Consider the following 20,685-nt stretch of genomic DNA (forward strand, 5'->3'; position numbering starts at 1 on the left):
GCGTCGGCTCGGGCGTCGGCTCGGGCGTCGGCTCGGGCGTCGGCTCGGGCGTCGGCTCGGGCGTCGGTTCGGGCGTCGGCTCCGGCGTTGGCTCGGGCGTAGGCGCAGGCGTCTCGCCCGGCGCCTGCGTGGGCGGTGGCGGCGTTGGTACGGGGGCCACGACGCCTGCGCCCCCGACCGGCAGTGCAATCGTCGGCAGGTGGACCGGAGGCACCGCGGCGCCCAACCCGAAACTTACGATGTCCCCCTCGGCGCAAGGATTCAGTTGCAACGGGGCTCCTTGCACGATTACCTCTTTCGATCCGATGATTTGAATGCTCGTTCCCACCAACGCGATCGTCCCGTCGGCCAGCAAATTGATGCCGGCTTTACCGCAGGTAATTCCAACCACAGCGCCCGCGTTCACCAGGTAACCTGCGCCAACGTTCAAGTTGGCGGCGGCTCCAACGTTAACTGCATAAGCGCCGCCCACGTTCAGGCCGCAAAGGCCGCCAACCTGGGTGGTTTGCGCCAATCCGACGTTATAGGATGCCGTTCCGCACACCGTGCTGCTGAGCATGCCTCCGACGGCTGTCGAGTGGTTGATGCCAACGGCCTGGCCGTAGGTCAGGGCCACTGTGTGCAGCTCGGCGCCCTTGGTCAACCTCACCATGTCGCGCTCGGCCTGCATATAGAATTCCTCGCTGCCGGCCTTGTCCTCGAAGCGGAATCCGTTGTAGTTTTCCCTTCCGCCTTCAAGGCTGCGAGTCACGATACCGCTCTTGGTGGCTTCGGCCGGAAGGTCCCATGGCGGACGCGTCACGCTGTTGTACAGGCCGCCCAGGATGATGGGGCGGTCCGGGTCGCCGTTCATGAAGCCGATCATGACTTCCTGTCCGATGCGAGGGATATACATCCCACCAAAGTTCGATCCTGCCCAGGCCTGGTTGACGCGCACCCAGCAGGAATCGGACGCGTCGTTGCGCGCGTACCGGTCCCACAGAAAGCGCACTTTGACGCGGCCGAACTCGTCCGTCCACACCTCCTGGCCTTCCGGCCCGACGACCAGGGCCGACTGAGGGCCGTTGACCACCGGTTTGGACGTCACCCGGGGCATGCGGAAGACTTCGTCCGTCGGCTGCACTTCCATTTCGTTGGTGCATTCGTACAGCACGCCGCTGCCCGCCTCCTCGGGAATTTCGGACAGCGACAGGTTCGAGGCCAGCACCAGGTACTCGCGGTTTGCCTTCTCGTACAGGTGATCCGTCAGGTTGAAGGTCTGGCCGGTGGCCAGCCCGCGGACATTGCCAAAGCCGCGCGATCGCACACCACGCGCGCGCCGTTCTTCCATCCGTACCCGGCTAATCAGCGCGCCATGTTTGGCATCGGTATAGTCGCCCGGCCATTCGAAGATCTCTCCTTCGGACCAACTGGTTTCCCGGGGCTGGTGGCTGGACGTCACCAGTTGCATGCGCGGCCGCGTGAAGTCGAAGTCGTCGACCACCACGCGGCCTGGAAACAGCCGCTCATCCACGCCGAACTGCCGGAAGACGTCGCAGTCCAAGCGGCCGCCCTGCGGGTGCATCGGAATATTTTGATAGGCCTGGCTGTCCGGCGGACGATGCGCGCCAACGTGGTCGCACAACACCAGACGATGCGTGCCTTCGGTGTGCTCGAAGAACCAGTAGATTCCCCATTCCTCCATCAGCCGCTGCATGAAGTGGAAATCCGTTTCTCCGTACTGCACCTGAAAATTGCGCGGCTCATTCGCGTCGCTTTCAGGCAGGATCGCGTACTTCTCGATGTCCAGCCGCTTTTCCACGGGATAGGGATAATCTTTGAGCACGTGGTCGATGATCTGCACCACGTTCTGATCCTGGAAGATCTTGTAGTCACTGGTCAACGTCGCCAGCCAAAGCCACGGCCGCAGCGTAACGCTGTAAAGATTGTGATCGCGTTCCTGTCGCACGAACCCTGCCTTCACCACCAGGCCCGAGATTTCGCGAGGGCTTCCGTCAGACAACTGGACCGTCGCCGTCAGCTCTTTACCGATCATGCCCGTCAGATCCAGGTTGGCGGTCACCGAAAGCGGCACCTGCGTGTCGTTGGGCGTGCGCAGGATGACGTCATAGGTGAACAGTTCGCCCATGCGCTCCTGACCTTCCAGCGACTGAAGGCGCAGCATGGGCTTGCCCATGGCGGACGGCAGGCCAGCACCCTTGATTTCGACCGTGCGGGCTTGATTTGAAACTGCAGTACTCACGTTGGCCATCATTTACTTCCTCAGGCAAGATCGGCCGAATCAGCGGCCGTTACCGACATAAAACTCACATACCCGGCTTGCACATCCTGTTGCCAATACCACGCCAAGCCATGGTCTTCGAAGACAGTCGAAGGCCAGTTGCGCCAAGGCGCGTGCGGCACGCCGGCCAGGCCGTCATCCCGGACTTCGGAGGGCCAGCCGTCGGCCCAGCTACGCGCAGTCGACAAGTCCCGAACTTCCTTGCGCCGCCGCAGCGCACCCAACACGCCGGATCCGCCCGGACGCCATAGCCGATTGATCTGGTCAACCAGGCCAACTCCGCGCGCCGCAGGCATGGCGGGCGCCGCCAGGTGGCTGCGCAGCAGACGTGAGAGACAAAACAACGCGTTGTCATGGGCGCCCAGCAGCGTCGACACGCCAGCCGGCGAAAGCTGAAACCACATCAGGAAGGGATGCTCCCGGCCGAATTTGTCCCGCGACGGGGCATACACCCCAGCCACATAGCGGTCTCGCGAGAACGCCACGCAGCCTGGGCGCAGCACGAAACTCCACGGCATGTGATAGGCGTCTACCTGAAGCGATTCCCGCCAGGCTTCCTGGAACGGCCCCTGCAGCCAGTGCCGCCAAGCCTGCTGGACGTCCGCGGAAGCGCCTTGCCGAAGAAAATCGCCGTAAGCCGGGAGCTTTCCCCAGTAAGCGGGTCGGGGCAGGTTCACCACGTTCCCCCCGGACAGCGGAAGCCGCGCAGCAGAGATCCCGTCAGGAAGTTGCCCTTCCGCCCGCCGCCGATTTCCAGAACCGCGTGACGCCCGTCAAAGTCGAAATCGACCAGCGACCTCCCGGATGAAGCCGTGGCGGTCACGCGCCCGTGCTGCAACAGGCGCAGCGGCGCCCACGGACCCGACAGGTGCACCGACGAAGACTCTGTCGTCACGCGCGGCTTGGCGGACAGCTCCAGGTGGCTGCCGCTGCGCGGCCCCGGCCAAGCGAAGGAAAAGGGAGAGACTGGTCCGTGTACGTACCGCAGGCTCTCACCATCCACGTCGAGCAGCAGTTCGGTGATGGCTGGGTCCACAGACACGATGCTGCCCGTCAAGCGGTAGTGCAGACCCCGGTTGCCGGCGCCATCGAAGAACGCCTTGCGAATGTCGGCAGCGCGCTCGAAGGGCTGCAGGTCAGGCCCCTGGATCGGCCGCATCCCCGGACCCGTGGACTTGTAGCGCCAGGGGCTGGAACTGGTGTCGACATAGCTGGCGAGCGACCGCTGGAACGTCGCGTCAAATACCCCTCCTGCGGCGAAAAGCTGCACGAAGTCGTCCGGGTCCACCTCCTGGTCCGAGTCTGAAAACGGGAATTTTCCCGATATCGCCGAGCGGCAGATGCCCCCGACTGCAGCGTTGACCTGCTCGGACAGCAGTATTCCGGTCTCTCGGCCCAATTGGTTGGCCGCGCGCTGCGACAGACCCGCCAAAATGCGCTTGAACGGCGCCGGCAACGTTTCGGCAGTCAGAAAAAGAGTGGGACTGGTTTCCTGTGGCGGCGGCATGCTTGCCGAAGCCAGGGCGTTGCTGGCAACCGCCATCTGGGTATATTGGTCGTTGATCAGTTGCAGTACCTGCTGCAGCTGCGCGCCTGGCTTTACGGGGTCGATGGGGCCCGGGTTGGGAGATCCCATCACCATTTCTCGCAGGGCCGAAAAGCGCTTGTCCACCAATTCTTCAGCCAGCTTGTCCTGGTCGAAATCGACCGCCAGCTTGTTCAGCGCGTCTGACGCCCGAGCGACCGTCGAGGACCGGCGCTGGGCCGTTTCCGCGGCGAGCTGGATGGCGGCGCTGGCCGCAGGATTGCTAGCGTCCGCATCGGCGGACAGCGTCGTCTGCCGTGATAGCGCAAATCCCAGTCGCGCCAAAGGCGAATTTGTCGCCGCCAACGCGCGCAAGGTAGCCACGTCGACGGCAAGAGGGCCGTCACCCGCGCCGAATCCCGAAACCAGCCGGATCTGATTGATATACCTTTCCCAGTGCGCGGCATAGTCACGCAGGAACAGCGTCTGCACTTCGCGTTCGATGCGCTCCTTGTCGAGCCAGCCGCGACGGGCGTCCTGCGCTCCCGCCAGCGCATTGTCGTCACCGGCGTTCTGCCGTCCCAACATCCAACTTTCACGAGACCAGACCGAATCGATGAATTCGCTCACCCGCTTGCGGAACACGTCGCGATAACCCGCGTAAGTAAAAATTCCGGGAACTCCCGATTCCCCGTCTGCGGCATGGTCGCTGAACAGGGCGGCGTCGCTCGCACCCAGCACTTCATGCAACGTGAACCGTGCGGGCGCGGCGGCTTCCAGTGCGCGCATCGCGCGCTCGTACATGCGGGTGGCGTCGGGTCGCTCTTGCAGCATCGACCTTGCCTGCTCGACCAGCGCGGCATCCTGCTCCGCCTGGGGCAACGCTTCGTAGCCCGTGCCGAACAGCGAATGCAGATGCACATCAAGTTGAGACTTTTCGCGCTCGCTGTCGTGTCGGCTACGTGCCCATTGGCGCTTCACCCAGTCGATCAGGGTGTCGGGCTCGAAGTACCGGGTGTCATACAGCGACAGGTAAAGACCCAGCGTTCCATAGATACCCTCCGTATCCTTGCCCGCGACCTGCGAGCGCAACGCGGTCTCCAATGTCTTGTCGACCGTCGGCAGAAGGTGTTTGCGCAACATGCGCGAGTACGTCTCCTGCGCGGCAGAATCGACCGGCGGCGCGGCGTACAGGCCATACCGGTAATCCAGCGGCGGCGCATCCAAATCCAGGCCCTCGACCTGAGCCATCGTTGCTGCGTCGGTCAGCAGGCGCACTCCCTGGGAATCCAGGGTTCCCGCCGGCACCTGGGCGGCGCGCTGCGTCACCCCTTCGGCCTTTTGACCCACTGCTGCAAGGTAATGCGTGTTGTTGGCGCGACTTGCCACCATTCCGCTGACCAGCCACACCATCAGACCCGCCGACGCCAGGTGAACGCCCCAGCGGGCTACCCCCTGCGCCAGGATCCACTTTCGATTGGGCCGGACCAGGTGTGACTCGGGAATCATGACCTGTTTGAAAAGGTTGCGCAGAAAGTAGCTGCGATGCGCCATCAGCGCGGGCTCCCGCCCAGCCGACGTCAACGCGACACCCTCGCCGCCATACAGTCGGCCCAACGTGCGCCGGAGCCTTTCAAATAGCGAATTCCGATCCGCCGTGACGACCGTCTCGGCCTGCCGGGCGCTGCTCAGATAGACGCCACGCAACATGCGCTGGATCTGCACGTCGTCATAGCGCGAATCCAGGAACACCTTTGACAGCAGATCGGTCAGTTCCCGCGCCAGGCCGCGAAACTCTTGCGGAAAGGGGTACAGCCGCTTGCGCCGCACCGCGCCGTACTCTTCGACGAGACGTGCGTTCAAGCAATCTTCCAGCCGCCGGCTCAACAATTGAAATTCGCTATCGAAGCGAGTGCGCAGGTCGAAGGGTTGCGCACTGGATTCTTTCAACGCATAGTCCAGCGTGAATCCCCAGACTTGAGACCGCCCTTCGGCAGTCATGGCCTGGAAGTACTCGTCAAAGCCGGGCAGCAGGTCGAGCTTGGTCACCAGCACATACACCGGGAACCTGATTCCCAGAGCCTGTCGCACGTCGGCAAGGCGCGCACGCAGGATCGATGCGAGCATGCCGTTATCGCCCGGCTGCTCCAGAAGTTCGGCCACGCTGACCGCCAGGATCACGCCGTTGATCGGCGCGCGTGTCCGATGCTTTCTAAGCGCGCCCAGGAAGCCCTGCCACTCGGCTGCGTTCACCTGCGCAGCCTCGGCATTGCCCTGCTCATCCTGGTCGCTGTATCGGCCGGCCGTGTCGATCAATACCGCTTCGTTGGTAAACCACCAGTCGCAATTCACCGTGCCGCCCGCGCCGGGCAGGCTGGCGACGCCCATCTGCTCGGCCATGGGAAAGTCCAGGCCGGAGTTCAGGATGGCAGTGGTCTTGCCGGCGCCCGGCGTGCCGATGATCATGTACCACGGCAGGTCATACAAATATCGCTTGCTTTCCAGCAGACGCCTCCAGCCCTGCGGCCCGGCCCGTAGGCGCTTGATCTGCCCAACGGCCTTCGACACGACCAATCGCACGGCGCGCACTTCGGACGAAGCGTCCCTGTCGGCCTCGTCGCGCTTGGGCGCGAGGATACGCCGCAGCAACGCTTCGTCCGTGCGCAGCAAACGGAACAGCCGGTAAAGGCCGTATATCGCGCTAAGCAGCACGATGACCGATATCACGCCTACCCGCACGCCGACTTCAGCCAGCGGCCTGAATTCCCCTATCGCCGCCATCGGCCCGCCGAACCAGACCAACGTGCTCAGCGCCGCCATCGACACGATCCACAACGGCCACCCACTCAACCAGAAAACAAGCGCGGCAAACAGCAGGCTTATCAGCGCCACGCGCACGATGGCCTCGTCCAGCGGCCGCAGGCCGCCTACGTCCAGCATCGGCCCGACCATCCAGACCATCGCCGCGAGCAGAACGCAGACCACGATGGCGCCAAAGCGCCACGAGAACAAGAAGCCCAGCAATCGTTTCATTGTTTGATCATCCATTGCGCGCCCGATGGCGCGCACATCAGTACGACGTCACGTACAGCTCGACACGCCGGTTCTGTGCCCGGCCTTCGGGCGTGCTGTTATCGCCAAGGGGGTTTTGCTCGCCGCGGCCTGCGGATATCGCCTGCTCTGGCGTCATCCCGCGCTTGAGGAAAATGTCTCGGACGAACTCTGCGCGCTTTTGCGATAACGCCTGGTTGTCTGGAAATTGGCGGGTGCGTATGGGCTGGTTGTCCGTATACCCAAACACCTCGACTTTGCCGTCCACGCGCTTGACCTCGTCCGCAACGCGCTGCAGCACTTCGATCATCGGGGCATAGACGTCGCTGCGTCCGGAAACAAACATCGTGTCGCCCGGAAAGGTGACCAACGTCCGCTTGGGCTCCTCGCGCAGCCTCACCAATCCCCGCGCGATCTCCTCTTTCAGGAGTTCAGCAAGCCGCAGCCGGGTCGACGGCGACGCCAGCCCGTCCGTGGACGGCACGCTGGCGACGGCCTCCGGCTGCCCTTCCAGTCCGACCTGAAGAATGCGGTGCGCCAGGGTGTCGCGCTGGGTACCGATGTCGTTGAGCAGGTAGGCGAATACAGCCGCGCATACGAGCAGCGCGACTGACGCGCTGAGCCAGGCCGGGATGATCCGCCGCGAATTTCCGGATATGGGGCCGTCTCCGCGCCAGTTCACCGACAGCTCGCTGGTGGCGGAATCCCGCGCGCGTGCAACCAGCGCCGACAGGCGCTGGCGAATCTGCTCGAGATGACGGTGCCCGTCGGCCACCACGCTATAGCGACCTTCGAAGCCCAAGCCCAGGATGTGGTACAGCACTTCAAGCGTTCCGGCGTACTCGTCGGGGTCGCTCGCCATTCGGCCGATGAGAAGGAAGAACTTCTCGCCGCCATCCGCCTCGCCCTCAAAGGCAATCAGCAGGCCTTGGGCCGCCCAGACGCCTCCTGCGCCCCAGGCGCTGCGGTTAGCGGATTCGTCCAGCGCGGTGCATAGGCAGTAGCGTGCAACGGCAACCTGCTTCCAGGGCACGCCCGCCTTGTCGCACAGGTTCTGAAACTGGGCGATTTCCCGCATGAGCAGTTGGCGCAATGCCAGAATCGCCGTCTGGTCCGGCAGATGCTCGGGCATGGAGGCCAGCAACCGCAGCAAAGGCCCCGCCGCTTCGAGCAGCGGATTGTGCGCGGCACGCACGTCTTCCAGCCGCACGGCCAGATCGCCGGCCGATCCCTCCTCATCCACGGCAAAGTCCAGGGCCTTTGACGGCTCGGGCCGTGGCATGTCCGGCCTGGCGGGAGCCGTTCCGGTCAGCAGATCGAACGTCCTTACGTCAAATCCGGGTGCGTTCATCGGCTTCGGACTCCCCACAATTCAAGTTTCAGCTCAGGAAAATGCCCGGCGATGTGCAGGGCAAGGCCGCCCTGCCGAGCGATCTGGTCCCACAGCGGCCCGGAACGGGTCAGCTCGAAATACACGTTGCCCGCGGCGAACGGAATCTGGCGCGGGGGAACCGGGAGCGGGGATAGCGCCACGCCCGGCAGGTGCGAACGGATCAGTTCGGAGATACGGTGCGGATGCGAGATCTTTGTTTGCGACACGAACTGCTGGAGCAGTTGGTCAGGCGACATCTGGGCGCTGACGGCAAGCACCAGGTTGGCGTAGCCCTGCAATTCCGACGGCATCAGCGTCGCGGTGCGGATGCCATGGGCTTGCTCGACGAGCGCAATAGGCTGCGCGCTGCGCACCAGCACCTGGTTCAACAGGCTGTGCACTTCCGCGACCAGCGGCTGGATGCTGCGGTACAGTTCGGCGTGGTCATAGCCAGGGGCCGGCGTGGGTCGCCGCGACTGCGGCCTGACGTAGGTGGCCAAATCGCCCGCCAACATCGCCAGGGTGGTGTACAGGGTTTCGGGCGGCGTTTCACCTACGCGGCAAACGTGGTCCAGCAACGGGTCATAGCGATTCAGGATCTGCAACAACAGGTAGTCCGACACCTCGGCAGCCGACGTCACGCTGCCCTGTCCGCTAGACAGGCGGCTAGCCAGTGCGTCAGCGCGCAGCTTGATCAGCCCCTGCAGTTGCTGCCCCCATTGCACAAGCAGCGGATTCGCGGAACAGGCGCTGACGGGCGGGATGAAGTCGCCATCGTGCAAAGTCACGGAGCCATCCGCCAGTATCGATTTCACGCGGCCGACCGCCACGCCGATCCATGATTGCGTCAGCTCTTTCTCGGGCATCAGGCGTAACTGCAGATGCGCCAGCTGTACGGCCTTGGCGCCCTGGCCGATCACATTGCTGTCGGCCATTTCCTTTTCGAACGCGACGTAGCGCGCCATCGAGGACGAAGCGTGCTCGAACGCGGTCTCGTCCACGTCGGGCAGGCGCAGCGGCACGGCCAGGAATATCCGCTGGTTCAGGTGTTCGGGCAGCACCGTCAGGGGCGCCGGCGGAAGGTTGTGAGCCGGAATATCAAAAGGAGTGCCGTCGGGGAACACGCCGGATCCCTTCTGCAGAGCGACTTTTCCGAAGGACAGCGCTTCGTGGTCGACCTCGTAGCGAGAGAATCCCCAGAAGAATGGCCCAGACGGAACGGCTCGCTTATGCGCGAAGTACTCCAGGTAGCGTTCCTGCTGCTGGAATAGTTGTGGAATGAGGAAGAGGCCCTCGCTCCACACGACTTTGCTGTAGAGGCTCATTGTTCAATCCGCCTCGGTGACAGAGACAGTGTCCGCGCCGACCTTGATCCGCACGCGCACAGTCTGATTGGACGAGCTGAACCAGCCCTTGACCTGCTTGGGCGGCATCGGATGAGAAGCCCGCCATACGCTGCGACCCAGGTCGCGGTATCCGGCAATGACGCCGACCGATACGGTCTTCGGGTCGGCGCGGCGTTGAATGCGCTTGGAGTCGCCCGGACGCAGAACCAGCTCATCGGATTCGGCCAGGTCATCACCCAGCACCTGGCGCGGTTTGCCCTGCAGCGAAAAGAAATCTGCTTCCTCGAATACATTCCGGGACTTCAATTCGAAAATGCGGACCTGGATAGGCGCCGGCCGACCCTGGTTATCTGCATTCACGCGCGCATCCGCCTCGATCACAATGTCGAGGTTGACCGTCTTCTCCGGCGATTCGGCCTTGCTTGCACAGGCGGACAGGGAGGCCGCGAGCAGCAACGCCGCCAGCAAGATCATCGACCGCAGAGAGTCAATCAGCAAACGTAAAGATTCGGTTGTATTCATAGGATCGACGCGCGCCGGAAAAGGGGGGGTGTCCTGACAAGACACCCCGCAGCACGCAATTACGGTGGGAAATGGACGGATACCCCGCGCAGCGGCAGCCCGTCCGTCCTGATTTCAGGAATCCCGCAGGGCTCAGGCGGCGTTCTTCTTGATGTCGAACGTGGCCGTGACTGCTCCGCCGCTGCCGCCCTGGGCGTTCTGCAGGATGTATTCCTGCTTCATGCTGGAGAACGACAGGCTGACGCGTTCACGCGGGCGCGACTCGTCGGTGGACACGCCCTCGGGATTGACGCGAGTTACGAGCACATCGTTCATCGTCAGCTTCAGGTATTCCAGCGGGCTGCCGCCGGATTTGCGCACGACCAGTTGTGCCTGCTTGATGTGCTTGCCCAGCAGGCAGTACTGAACCAGGTTGGGCGTTGCACGGTCGATGAAGTGCTCGAACGTCAGATCGTCGACGGTAGCCTTGCCGGCGCCGCCGCCCGAGCCCATGTGCATGTTGGACTGTTGCGACACGCCCCAGGACCAGCTCAGGACTTCGATTTCGTTCTTGTGCGTTGCATCTTCGGTTTCGCCTTCGATGCCGTCGATCTTCAGGAAAATATCGTGTGCCATGGGAAATCCTTTACATCATTTGTTGTTGCGAAAATGGCCGGACTGGTTTGAAGAGCAACCGGCCGACTGCTCCGGCGGGAGAATCCGCCACACTCAACTCACCCAGGCCTGGCCTCAGGCCGCCGCCTTGACAGACGGAAGCTTGGCCACCAGGCGCAGCGAAACGGTCAGGCCTTCCAGCTGGAAATGGGGCCTCAGGAAAAACTTGGCTTGGTAGTAGCCGGGGTTTCCTTCGACGTCCTCGACCACGACTTCAGCCGCAGCCAGCGGGCGTCTTGCCTTGGTCTCCTGCGAACTGTTGGCCGGGTCGGCGTCGACGTAGTTCATGACCCATTCGTTCAGCCACGCCTGCATCTCGTCACGTTCCTTGAACGACCCGATCTTGTCGCGGACGATGCACTTCAGGTAGTGCGCAAATCGCGAGCACGCAAACAGGTACGGCAGCCGCGCCGAGAGATTGGCGTTCGCAGTGGCGTCGGCGTCGTAGTATTCGGCCGGCTTCTGGAGGGACTGGGCGCCGATGAAGGCTGCGTAGTTGGTGCTCTTGCGGTGGATCAGGGGAATGAAGCCGTTCTTGGAAAGTTCGGCCTCGCGTCGGTCGGAGATGGCGATCTCGGTAGGACACTTCATGTCCACCCCGCCGTCATCCGTCGGGAACGTGTGGCAAGGCAGGTTATCCACAACGCCGCCGCTTTCCACGCCACGAATAAGCGTGCACCAACCGTATTCCTTGAACGAGCGGTTGATGTTCACTGCCATCGCGTATGCCGCGTTGGACCAGACGTACTTGCGATGATCGGCGCCGTCGGTGGATTCCTCGAAGTCGAACTCGTCCACGGGGTTGGTCTTGGCGCCATAAGGCAGGCGCGACAGAAAGCGCGGCATCGCCAGCCCGATGTAGCGGGCATCCTCCGAATTGCGCAGCGCGTTCCACGGCGCGTATTCAAGGTTCTGCGTAAAGATCTTGGTGAGATCTCTTGGGTTGGCCAGCTCCTGCCAGGAGTCCATCTGCAGCACCGAGGGCGCGGCGCCGGTGATGAACGGCGCATGCGATGCCGCCGCCACCTTGGCGATGGACGCCAGCAGATCGACATCGTGGGGCGTATGGTCGAAGTAGTAATCGGCCACGAGGCAACCGTAGGGCTCGCCGCCCAACTGGCCATATTCTTCTTCGTAGACCTGCTTGAAGATGGGGCTCTGATCCCATGCCAAGCCCTTGTGGCGCTTCATCGTGCGGCGCAGCTCTTCCTTGGAAAGATCCATGAAGCGGATCTTCAGCTTTTCGTCGGTCTCGGTGTTGTTGACCAGATGATGCAGCCCGCGCCAGGCACTTTCCAGCTGCTGGAACTCTGGGTGATGCAGCACCAGGTTGATCTGTTCAGACAGCTTTCTGTCGATTTCGCCGATGATGGCCGCGATGCTTTTGTAGGCATCGTCGGACACGCGCACTACGTTCAGCAGCGCCTGCTCGGCCAACGTCTGTACGGCGCGTTCCACGGCCGCGCGGGCCTGGTCGGTCTTGGGCTTGAATTCGCGGGCCAGCAGATTGTTGAAATCCGAATGCAAGGCTTCAGGTTGCGCCGCGGCCATTGCCGTGGACTTATGCTTGACTGCCATTTTCTTCACTTTCCAATTCTCGGTTTCGTTGCGGGCGACGCCTTACTCGGCCGGGGCCTCGTCAGCATTCGCTTGCGGCTTGGGTTCTTTGGCCAGGGTCTGCAGCAGCGTGGGATCACTCAGAACTTGATTGATGAGGGTCTCGGCGCCCGCCTTGCCGTCCATGTACGTCTGCAGATTGGCCAGCTGAGTTCGGGCTTCCAGCAGCCTGGCGAGGGGCTCGACCTTGCGCGCGATGGCGGCGGGGGAAAAGTCGTCCATGCTTTCAAAGGTGATGTCGACCATGAGCTGGCCCTCGCCCGTCAATGTGTTGGGCGCCGCGAACGCCACGCGCGGCTGGATGGCCTTCATGCGTTCGTCAAAGTTGTCGATGTCGATGCTGAGGAACTTGCGCTCGCCCACGGCGGGCAGTGCTTCGATGGGCTTGCCGGACAGGTCAGCCAACACGCCCATGACGAACGGCAGTTCGACCTTGCGCTCGGATCCATAGATCTCTACGTCGTACTCAATCTGGACTCTGGGCGCGCGATTGCGCGAAATGAACTTCTGGGAACTACTGGAAACCGCCATGGTTGCTCCGACGCTAACTAAAGGAATATGAAAGTATTGAAAGCGCGCTTGCCGACATCCACAAAGCCCCACGTCCGAGACCGGATCGGCATGCGGCCTGCGCTGAAATCGAGAACAGTCGCAATACACGCAGCTTATGCAAGAGGCATTTCGACCGGAATCAGACTTGTCCTAGATCGTGAAATTTGTTTTGGGAGAATGCCGCCACGTTGCAACGATTCGGCCGGGGCCATGCGGAAACTCGTCGTGCATGCGGGTTCTTAATCCGCAGGCACGATGCCCTCGTCTAACGTGCTGCAGGCAAAGCCATCCGACGGAAGCGGCGTCAGGGTTATTTCCACACGCCGGTTCTGCGCGCGGCCTGCTGCGGTGATGTTGTCTTCGGCGGGCTGCGAAGAGCCGCGGCCCGATACGTAGAATTGGTCAGGTCGAGCGCCGCTCATCGCGATGAGTTCATCGCGGACGGCCTGCGCACGCGCCATCGAAAGCTCGGAATTTTTCTCGGCGCTACCCGTTGCATCGGCATGACCGACGATCCTGACGTGCAGATCCCGGTTTGCCCGCAGCAACTGCGCGGCGGGTTCGAGCAGCCGTAAGGCGCTTGCGCGGACCAGCCGGGCACTGCCGCTTTCAAATGCCGCCATGCTATCCAGCCGCAATGCCGTCTGCGGCATCCGATAGGCAGCAATCGCCTCCGACAACTTGCGCGACGTGACCTCGGCGCCGGCCTGATGAAGCGCCCAGGATCGAAGCCCGCCTTCGCCCAGGCTGCGCGCGAGTTCGTCGTGATCGGATCGGAGCTGCAGCAAGGCTGCGCACTTCTCGAACATGCGTTCGGCCGGCAGCGATTCGTAGGCTTGCAGATCTTCGGCGTATCGATGGATATCCTGGAAAATGCGCCAGAAGGGAATCGAAAGCAGGAGAACCACCGCCAGCGCCGTCACTGCAGCGCCGACGCCTATTCGCGCCCAAGGCCATGGAGGCGTGCGGGGCGGCTTGGCCACGAGATCCCTCCACATGATGCCTTCGCCTGCCGTGTCGAATTCCAGATGCGGCAACGGCAGCGCGCCGGTTTGAGGAGGCGCCAGCGCAGGATTCAACCCCGTCCGACTGGTCAGCCAACGCAGCCAGGCCGACATATTGGGAATGGTCACACCTGCTTCCACCAGATACACGCCAGCCAGGAACAGGGGCGGCGTGTTGGCGACGTCCTCCAACGCGGCGAGCAATGCGGCTTCGGTCGCCCAGTCAAGAACGGACAGGGCCAGGCGTTCACGGAGCATGCCTGGCGCGGGCGGGCGGCGCACCGCAGCATCGCGCAGCGATTGAACGGCGTGCCGCAGGGTGACGCGACTTATGGCGTTGTGCCCACGGGACGGCGCGCTGCTCAGCCTGACGGGATGTCCCGTTGCAGGGCCAAGGCATGCGTACACGGCGGCGTAGACCGCGACGGTGGATCTTCCCAGCACGGCACAGCGGGCAACGGCTTGCCGCCACTCGCGCCATTCACGACGCATTGTCATCTCGTCGTTTCCGGCGGGCACGATGGGCAGCAGCACGGCGCATCGAGCCCCATCGAGCGAAGCCTGCTGCAGCATACTGAGTAGAGCTTCGGGGTTTTCGGCAAGCACCCACGCAGCGTTTCCACCCCAGCGCTTTCGCAGTCCTTCCTGCGTCGCCCGTTGCTGGGGCTTCTCGAAAAGGTACGCGGCATTCGGCCCCGCGACGATCACTGTGGCGACGGCTTGCTGTGGAGCCTCGTCATTCACGACCGTTTACCTCCTGCGACGCCGAAGGCCAGATCTTGATCAGCCTTTCGCTTAGTTGGTGGCGGCAGCGCGCGGCGTCGGGACTGCGACGCAGCAACCCTGCCGCGAACAGGAGGGCATACCAATGCAGCCAGCCTTCAGCACCGACGGACTGCTGGCATACCGTGTCGATATCGGCCAACACCGCCTGACCAGCATCGACTTGACCCAGTTCGACTTCGCACAAGGATGAACTTGCCCAAGCCTTGCGCACGGAATCGGGGCAGAAGTCCATCGTAGCTTCGTCCAACAGAAGCGCATGCGACAGACGTAGCTGGCGCACCTGCGCAGGCGTCACCGCTCGCGCGAGCAGGTCCTCGTCGACGTTGGCCATCAGGGCGACGCAACGCGCTCTCCAGGCATGCAAGGGGCCGATGGCGGCGTTCTGGTGCAGCACAGAAAGATGCAGCAGCGTCTCGTCCAGCATCGGCGTGTAGCTGTACAGATCCGGTTGATCGCCGGATGGGCTTGCTGCGGTCATGGAATATCGATTACGTAGTTCACATAGGTATTGACCACGCCGGCGGTGGCCCCACCCGTGCCGTAGTATCGGGCGAAGTACACGAGATTCAGCAGGCCACCATCACCCGTGGCATTGATCGGGGTGACACTGTCCCTGTCGCCGACACGTATCTGGCTACCGGACTCGTTCAGTAGCTCGACCTTCACGCCGGTGGCGGCAACGCCCGGAGAGGCGTCCTGCGGGTCCAGGCGCCCGTTGGCATCCGACGTAGGTCCCGCAAGAAAGTAAGCGCGCACAGTGCCGGGGGTTCCTTCGCATTCGATGGGGATCTCGAAGCGAGTGGACCCGGCGACATCTCCTGGCGAAGCCAAGGACTGCACAGACACCGTGGGCAGTTTCACGGTCGTGGTCTCTGCGCCGCTTTGGACGTTGCAGCTCAACGGCACGTAGCGGCCCGTAAATCTGATTTGCACGTCTTCGGTCGCGCCGAACGCCGCGCCCGCAATCAATGCCGTTGCCAACATCGGCATCGCAAGGAAAGACCGCGCACGCGGCGCGTTCGATTTCAGTTTCATGAGTTAGCCTGCCTTGTCAGGTACTGTCTGCGCCACCGGACCGGTGGTGTGACACGGCGCCTGGATTCGCACGATGCTGTTCGCATCGGCCTTGGAAGACGGTTGCGTCGCCGGTGCTTCGGCGGGAAGACGATATTCAGCCCGGCACTGCTGGTCTGGCCCTTCGCCCCAACGGACTTGCACGGCACCCTGCTCGGCCAGCCCGCGCACCAGCGCGGCGCCGCCTTGCCCCACAGTGCCCAGGGCGCGTCCCCCTTCTTCCTGGAACACATCGGCGCCCAGCGGAACGGCGTCGCCGTCTTCGCGGCGCAAGCGCAGCAGCACAGGTTTGCCCTGGGTGGTGCGCATCTCAACCAGCACAACGGAATCCAACGTGGGCACCACTTCTTCGGCGGTGTTTGCAAGTTCGACGTCCATGCCAACATTGGACGGGTCCAGCATCACGTGGTTGACACGGTACGGCGACAAGGTGGGAACCAGTGCATAGCCGTTAGCGTTGATCTTGGCACCGTGCCCGTTAATGAGGCGCGCACCGGTGGCGCCCTTGGCTTGCACCAATGCCGCGGCGCGCCCGAGCGACGGCCCTGCCGTGACGCCTCCGGCATGGGCCACCACCGAACCCCGCGCACCGAGGCCCATCTGCTTTGTGCGGTTGCCCACGGACGCGTTGGCGGTGTACGTGCCGAAAGGCGCGCGGTAGGTTCCGTAGGCGCCCAGCGTGTTCGTGCTGGCGCTGGACTCTTCGCTTTGCGCGGTCGTGGCGGTCAAGCCGAACGAGACCGGATGGTTGACGCCACCCGAGCCGTTGGCCGAGGCCTGAACCAGATGGTCGCCGTGCGATCCGCGGGCGACGCTGGTGCTGAGGCTGTTGAAGCCCGGCCCGGAATCCACCGCGTTTCGGCCCAGCGGGATCGACAGCGTCAACATGACCTGGTTGCCGAGCGAGCCGGACTGACCGCTGCGGCTGCGCTGCGCATACACCGCATACGTGAGCTGGCGGTAACCGCCGCTATAACCGACCTGAAACTGCAGATCGTGCCCGGAGTCGCCGCGCCAGTAGTTCTGGCTGCTGCCGGTAACGAATACGTTGCCGCGCTTGCTGACCGGCTGCGATACGTTGACCTGGAACCGTTCTTTCACGCGATAGTCGTTCCAGGCGTAGTTGGAGTCGGAGTCGCCGCGCCCGGCCCGCGCATAGATCGCGTCGCGCAGAGAATAGAAATTTGACGTGGAATAGCGGTAGCCGGCCATGGAGAAGCGCGTGCCGGTGCCCTGAAGGATGTTCGCGTAGTTCAGGCGAGTGCTGACGCCCGTGTGGGACGTTCCGTCCACCTGCGTGCGCGCGCCGGTCACGTCCAGCGAGAACGCCCCGACCGGAGAGTTCAAGGCGGATCCCAGCATCAGCGAGGCATATCCCTCGGAAGCCTGCGTACCGATGTAGGCCGTGACGCCGTCGGTCACGCCGTACTGATAGGTGCCTTCGAACATCCAGGGTTCACTGTCGAACTCGGCGTTGCGGTACTTGCCCACTCCGGCGCTGTAGCGGTGCACGCCCTGGCGCAAGAGCAGCGGCACCGTCGAGAACGGCACGCTGAAGCTGCTCTGACGTCCGTCTGCTTCCTGTATGGTGACTTGGAGGTCACCTCCGTAGCCAGCCGCGGGCACGTCCGAGAATTCGAACGGACCGGCAGGCACGTTCTGTTCGTGGATGACGCGCCCGCCCTGTCTCACGGTGACGACCGCGTTGGTATCGGCAATGCCGCGTACGACGGGTGCGTAGCTGCGCATGGACTCGGGCAGCATCCGGTCATCGGTGAACAAGCGAACGCCACGCAGGCTGCTGGTGTCGAATAGTTCACCGCTGGTGTTGCTGTCGCCCAGCACGAGTTGCCCGCGCCACGGCGCTATGCCACGCTGAGCGTAGGTTTCGAGGCTGTCCCAACTGGAGTTGCCCTGATTCGACCAGCTTTTGGTTGATCGCTGGCGAAGGCGCCACGGCCCGAGGTTCACGCCGGACGTCAGGCCAAGATAGAGATTGCTGAACTGACCGCCGCCGTTATTGGTGCGGCTGGAGTAGCCGTTCAGGCTGTAATCCAACAAGCCCACCGTGACACCGTCGTCCCACCGCGCGGGATCGACCCAGCCCCTGACGCGAGTGTGCATGAATGCCTGCGGCACGCTTATATCAAGCTGCAAGTCGCCCAGGTTCATGTCGGCGCGCGCGCCGGGGACGGCTGCGCTCAGCACCTTACAGCCGCCCGCCAGTTCAGCGACAGGTCGCTGGCCCTCCGTTGAATCGCCGGGCTTTGCGGCGGGCAGTCGTGAGGTGTCGACGCCAAGCTGTTCGAGATCACGCTGGCTGAAGCAGGGCTCGGAGAAACCTGACGCGTTCACCGCTTGGAACTGGACTTCGAACGTGCCGGCCCGTTGGCCATTGACCTTGACGTCGGCGACATAGACGCCCGGCAACACGGCATTGCCTTGGCTGAACCGTGACAGGTCCATGGACGTACCAAAGAGAAACCGGGAGTCGAAATCGACTTGGGCATATCGCGGGGACTCCTGGGGCTGTGCCGCGAATGTCGCGCCGGGCACCATAAGCGCCGAGACCGCCACATGCCGCCAACGTCCCGACCGGGCCTTCCGGGAATTGCCCGAGATCCCGGCCGCCCACCTCTTGTGCAACTTCACGCAATCTCGCAGCATTATCTTGTCCTTGAATAGCTACTGACGCGACCTGAGTTCCGCCTGCGTCTGCACTTCCGCACCATAGTCATTGATGACCCCGAAACGAACCTGATTGACCTCAACCGGCACCTTGTCTGCCGTCTTGCCTGCCGCGCGCGTCAGCTCCAGCGAGCCAAACGGCGGAACCATGTCCTGGTTGAAGACGACCTGTGTTCCAGCGATGCTGGCTTGGACGCGGCTGAAGGTGACGTGGTACGGGGTGGGGTTGTGCACATGAACCTGGCCCTTTGCTGTGAGCTCCCAGGAAAGGGCTTTCGGGGCCTCTTCGATCTGCGTGGGCAGGCCGCTTGGACGCAAGAAGAGTTTCAAGCGCGTGCGCACCGCCAACTGCATGTAGTTTTCGTCCTGCTTTCGTTCGGTCTTGGGCGGGACTTCCAGGACGTTCAGGAAATAGAGGGATTCGCGGTCGCGTGGGAGATCGGCGCCGACATAGACGATGCGCAGCGTCTGCCCCTTTTTTGGTTCGACGCGCGACATGGGCGGCGTAACGAGGAACGGAACATCCAGCTTGGCGGGCGACTCATTAATGGAGCCGTCATCGATCCACGCCTGCACCAGCAGGGGCTTTTCATCCGCATTGCGCATTCGGATGCTGACTTCGCGGCTGCCTTCCAGGTAAACGACGCGGGTGCCGGTGATGACCACGCCGGCATTTGCACTTGCCGCAGTGCATGTCAGAAGCACGGCGAGCGCCGTGCGCAGATAGACGAGAAACACGGTAGTCCTTGAACTTGATAAGCAGGAGAAGGCTCGCGGGGGGCTGGAGCCCCCCGCGACAGTGCTACTCAAACAAGCAGATACTTACGGATAAGCGAGCGTGAACTCGGCGAAGGTCTGGACAGCGCCGGCGGAGGGCGAGCCCAGCGAGTAGTACTGACCGCCGTAGATCATGGTTGCGCCACGCGTGGCGCCGGTGCCGGTGACATCGAACGCCTTGCCGGTGGAGCCGGCGGGCACGACCGAGCCATCGGCGTTGAGCAGCTGCACCGTAACGTTGGTGGCGGCGGAGGCCGTTGCCAGGTTCAGCAGCGTGCGGTTTGCGGCTTCCATGTTGGTCATTTCAAAGTGGGCCTGAACCTGATCGATGGTGTCCGGGCACTCGATCACGTCGATCTCGAATGCCGTGGAGCCTGCCGTATCGCCCTTGGTGCCCAGCGACTGCGTCGAGACGACGGGCAGCTGGACGGTCTGATCTTGCGAGTCGGTCGCGACTTGGCAGGTTTCGGCGATCAGCATCCCGTTGAAGTTGACCTTGCCCGTACCGATGGCGGGAGCGGCGCTGGCCGGCAGCGATGCTGCTGCAAACAGGGCGGCGATCGAGAGACCGAGAATGTGGGATTTCATGTTGAGGTTCCTATACTTTGATATCGATATTGAGAGTGATCAAAAGCCGAAAGCAGGCAGCGTGTTGCGCTTGACCGCCTTTCGGCACGACCACGGTCAGTCTAGGGAGCCCCGCCAATTCTTCACATCAGTGCTGTCTGACGAGCGGCTAATTTGTCCCATATGCGGGGCGTTATCGGCCACTATCGGACGAAATCGCGTCAGCCAATCAGGCCGTTGCGCACGCCGTACCTGACAAGTTCGCTGTCTGTGTGGATGCCGAGCTTGCGCATGGCGGCGCGCTTCTGTGCGCTGACGGTCTGCTTGGATCGGGAGAACTTCTCGGCGATTTCTCCCACGGACAGGCCCGCCAGAAACAGTCGGACGACTTCTACTTCGCAAGGCGTCAGCCTGCCTGCGCGGTCGGCGCCGACCGTGTCGGGCCCAGCCTGAAGCGCACCGCTTATCCGGGGCGATCGATAGCTTTCACCGCGACAGATGGCCTGTATTGCATGCCGCAAGTGTTCCGACATGTCCGCCTTGCTGACAATCCCCTGGACCCCCTGGCGATCGACGGCTTTCAGCACCAGTGGACTGTCGATCGAGGTCAGCACGACGAGCTTCAGCGCGGGGTGCCGCTGCTGGATCAACGACAACATGCCAAGTCCGTCGCCGAAGTTTTCGCCCGCCATGACGTAATCACTGACGAGCACGTCGCAGGGCTCACGTTGGAGGACGCTGAACAGATGGGTGGAGTTCTTGACGCATGCCACAACTTTGGCGTGGCTCATGGCCGCGATTTCGACTTGAACGCCCTTGATGCAGACAGGGTGGCTATCGGCCACGACGACTCGGATCGGATTGGACAT

Annotated in this window: 15 protein-coding genes and 1 pseudogene; all 16 read right to left on the minus strand. The window is 62.9% G+C overall.

Going from position 1 to position 20,685, the window contains the following annotated elements:
• Positions 1–2,254: pseudogene (locus RT614_RS17495) on the minus strand (type VI secretion system Vgr family protein); the annotation flags it as partial.
• Between the two features lie 8 nt (positions 2,255–2,262).
• Positions 2,263–2,958, minus strand: coding sequence for a type VI secretion system-associated protein TagF (tagF, locus tag RT614_RS17500; protein WP_313623397.1), 696 nt, complete (start codon positions 2,956–2,958; stop codon positions 2,263–2,265).
• Entirely contained in the window at positions 2,955–6,839 is a 3,885-nt protein-coding gene (tssM, locus tag RT614_RS17505) for a type VI secretion system membrane subunit TssM (RefSeq protein ID WP_313623398.1), read from the minus strand. The genes tagF and tssM overlap by 4 nt, the downstream gene beginning before the upstream one ends.
• A 37-nt stretch (positions 6,840–6,876) precedes the next feature.
• Complete coding sequence (tssL, locus tag RT614_RS17510) at positions 6,877–8,208, minus strand: type VI secretion system protein TssL, long form (protein WP_313623399.1); 1,332 nt, start codon at positions 8,206–8,208, stop codon at positions 6,877–6,879.
• Complete coding sequence (gene tssK, locus RT614_RS17515) at positions 8,205–9,554, minus strand: type VI secretion system baseplate subunit TssK (protein ID WP_313623400.1); 1,350 nt, start codon at positions 9,552–9,554, stop codon at positions 8,205–8,207. The genes tssL and tssK overlap by 4 nt, the downstream gene beginning before the upstream one ends.
• A gap of 3 nt (positions 9,555–9,557) precedes the next feature.
• Positions 9,558–10,097: a type VI secretion system lipoprotein TssJ gene (gene tssJ, locus RT614_RS17520; RefSeq protein WP_313623401.1), complete on the minus strand. Its 540-nt coding sequence runs from the start codon at positions 10,095–10,097 to the stop codon at positions 9,558–9,560.
• A gap of 132 nt (positions 10,098–10,229) precedes the next feature.
• Entirely contained in the window at positions 10,230–10,712 is a 483-nt protein-coding gene (locus RT614_RS17525; RefSeq protein WP_313623402.1) for a type VI secretion system tube protein Hcp, read from the minus strand.
• A 114-nt stretch (positions 10,713–10,826) separates the two neighbouring features.
• Positions 10,827–12,329: a type VI secretion system contractile sheath large subunit gene (gene tssC / locus RT614_RS17530; RefSeq protein WP_313623403.1), complete on the minus strand. Its 1,503-nt coding sequence runs from the start codon at positions 12,327–12,329 to the stop codon at positions 10,827–10,829.
• 42 nt (positions 12,330–12,371) lie between these two features.
• Positions 12,372–12,899, minus strand: a complete 528-nt coding sequence (tssB, locus tag RT614_RS17535) for a type VI secretion system contractile sheath small subunit (RefSeq protein WP_313623404.1) — start codon at positions 12,897–12,899, stop codon at positions 12,372–12,374.
• A gap of 260 nt (positions 12,900–13,159) precedes the next feature.
• Positions 13,160–14,668, minus strand: a complete 1,509-nt coding sequence (locus tag RT614_RS17540) for an OmpA family protein (protein ID WP_313623405.1) — start codon at positions 14,666–14,668, stop codon at positions 13,160–13,162.
• Positions 14,661–15,188 (minus strand): DotU family type IV/VI secretion system protein, encoded by a 528-nt coding sequence (locus RT614_RS17545; protein ID WP_313623406.1) that lies wholly within the window; start codon positions 15,186–15,188, stop codon positions 14,661–14,663. The genes RT614_RS17540 and RT614_RS17545 overlap by 8 nt, the downstream gene beginning before the upstream one ends.
• Entirely contained in the window at positions 15,185–15,745 is a 561-nt protein-coding gene (locus tag RT614_RS17550; protein WP_313623407.1) for a fimbrial protein, read from the minus strand. Before RT614_RS17550 ends, RT614_RS17545 begins: the two co-directional genes overlap by 4 nt.
• A gap of 3 nt (positions 15,746–15,748) precedes the next feature.
• Positions 15,749–18,451 carry a fimbria/pilus outer membrane usher protein gene (locus RT614_RS17555; protein WP_313623408.1) on the minus strand — a complete coding sequence of 901 codons (2,703 nt, stop codon included), beginning with the start codon at positions 18,449–18,451 and terminating at the stop codon, positions 15,749–15,751.
• 18 nt (positions 18,452–18,469) lie between these two features.
• Positions 18,470–19,210: a molecular chaperone gene (locus tag RT614_RS17560; RefSeq protein WP_313623409.1), complete on the minus strand. Its 741-nt coding sequence runs from the start codon at positions 19,208–19,210 to the stop codon at positions 18,470–18,472.
• A gap of 84 nt (positions 19,211–19,294) precedes the next feature.
• Entirely contained in the window at positions 19,295–19,837 is a 543-nt protein-coding gene (locus RT614_RS17565; RefSeq protein WP_313623410.1) for a fimbrial protein, read from the minus strand.
• A gap of 200 nt (positions 19,838–20,037) precedes the next feature.
• Entirely contained in the window at positions 20,038–20,685 is a 648-nt protein-coding gene (locus RT614_RS17570; RefSeq protein WP_313623411.1) for a response regulator transcription factor, read from the minus strand.

Origin of the sequence: Achromobacter sp. (genome assembly GCF_032102605.1) — a bacterium.
GTDB lineage: Bacteria > Pseudomonadota > Gammaproteobacteria > Burkholderiales > Burkholderiaceae_B > Achromobacter.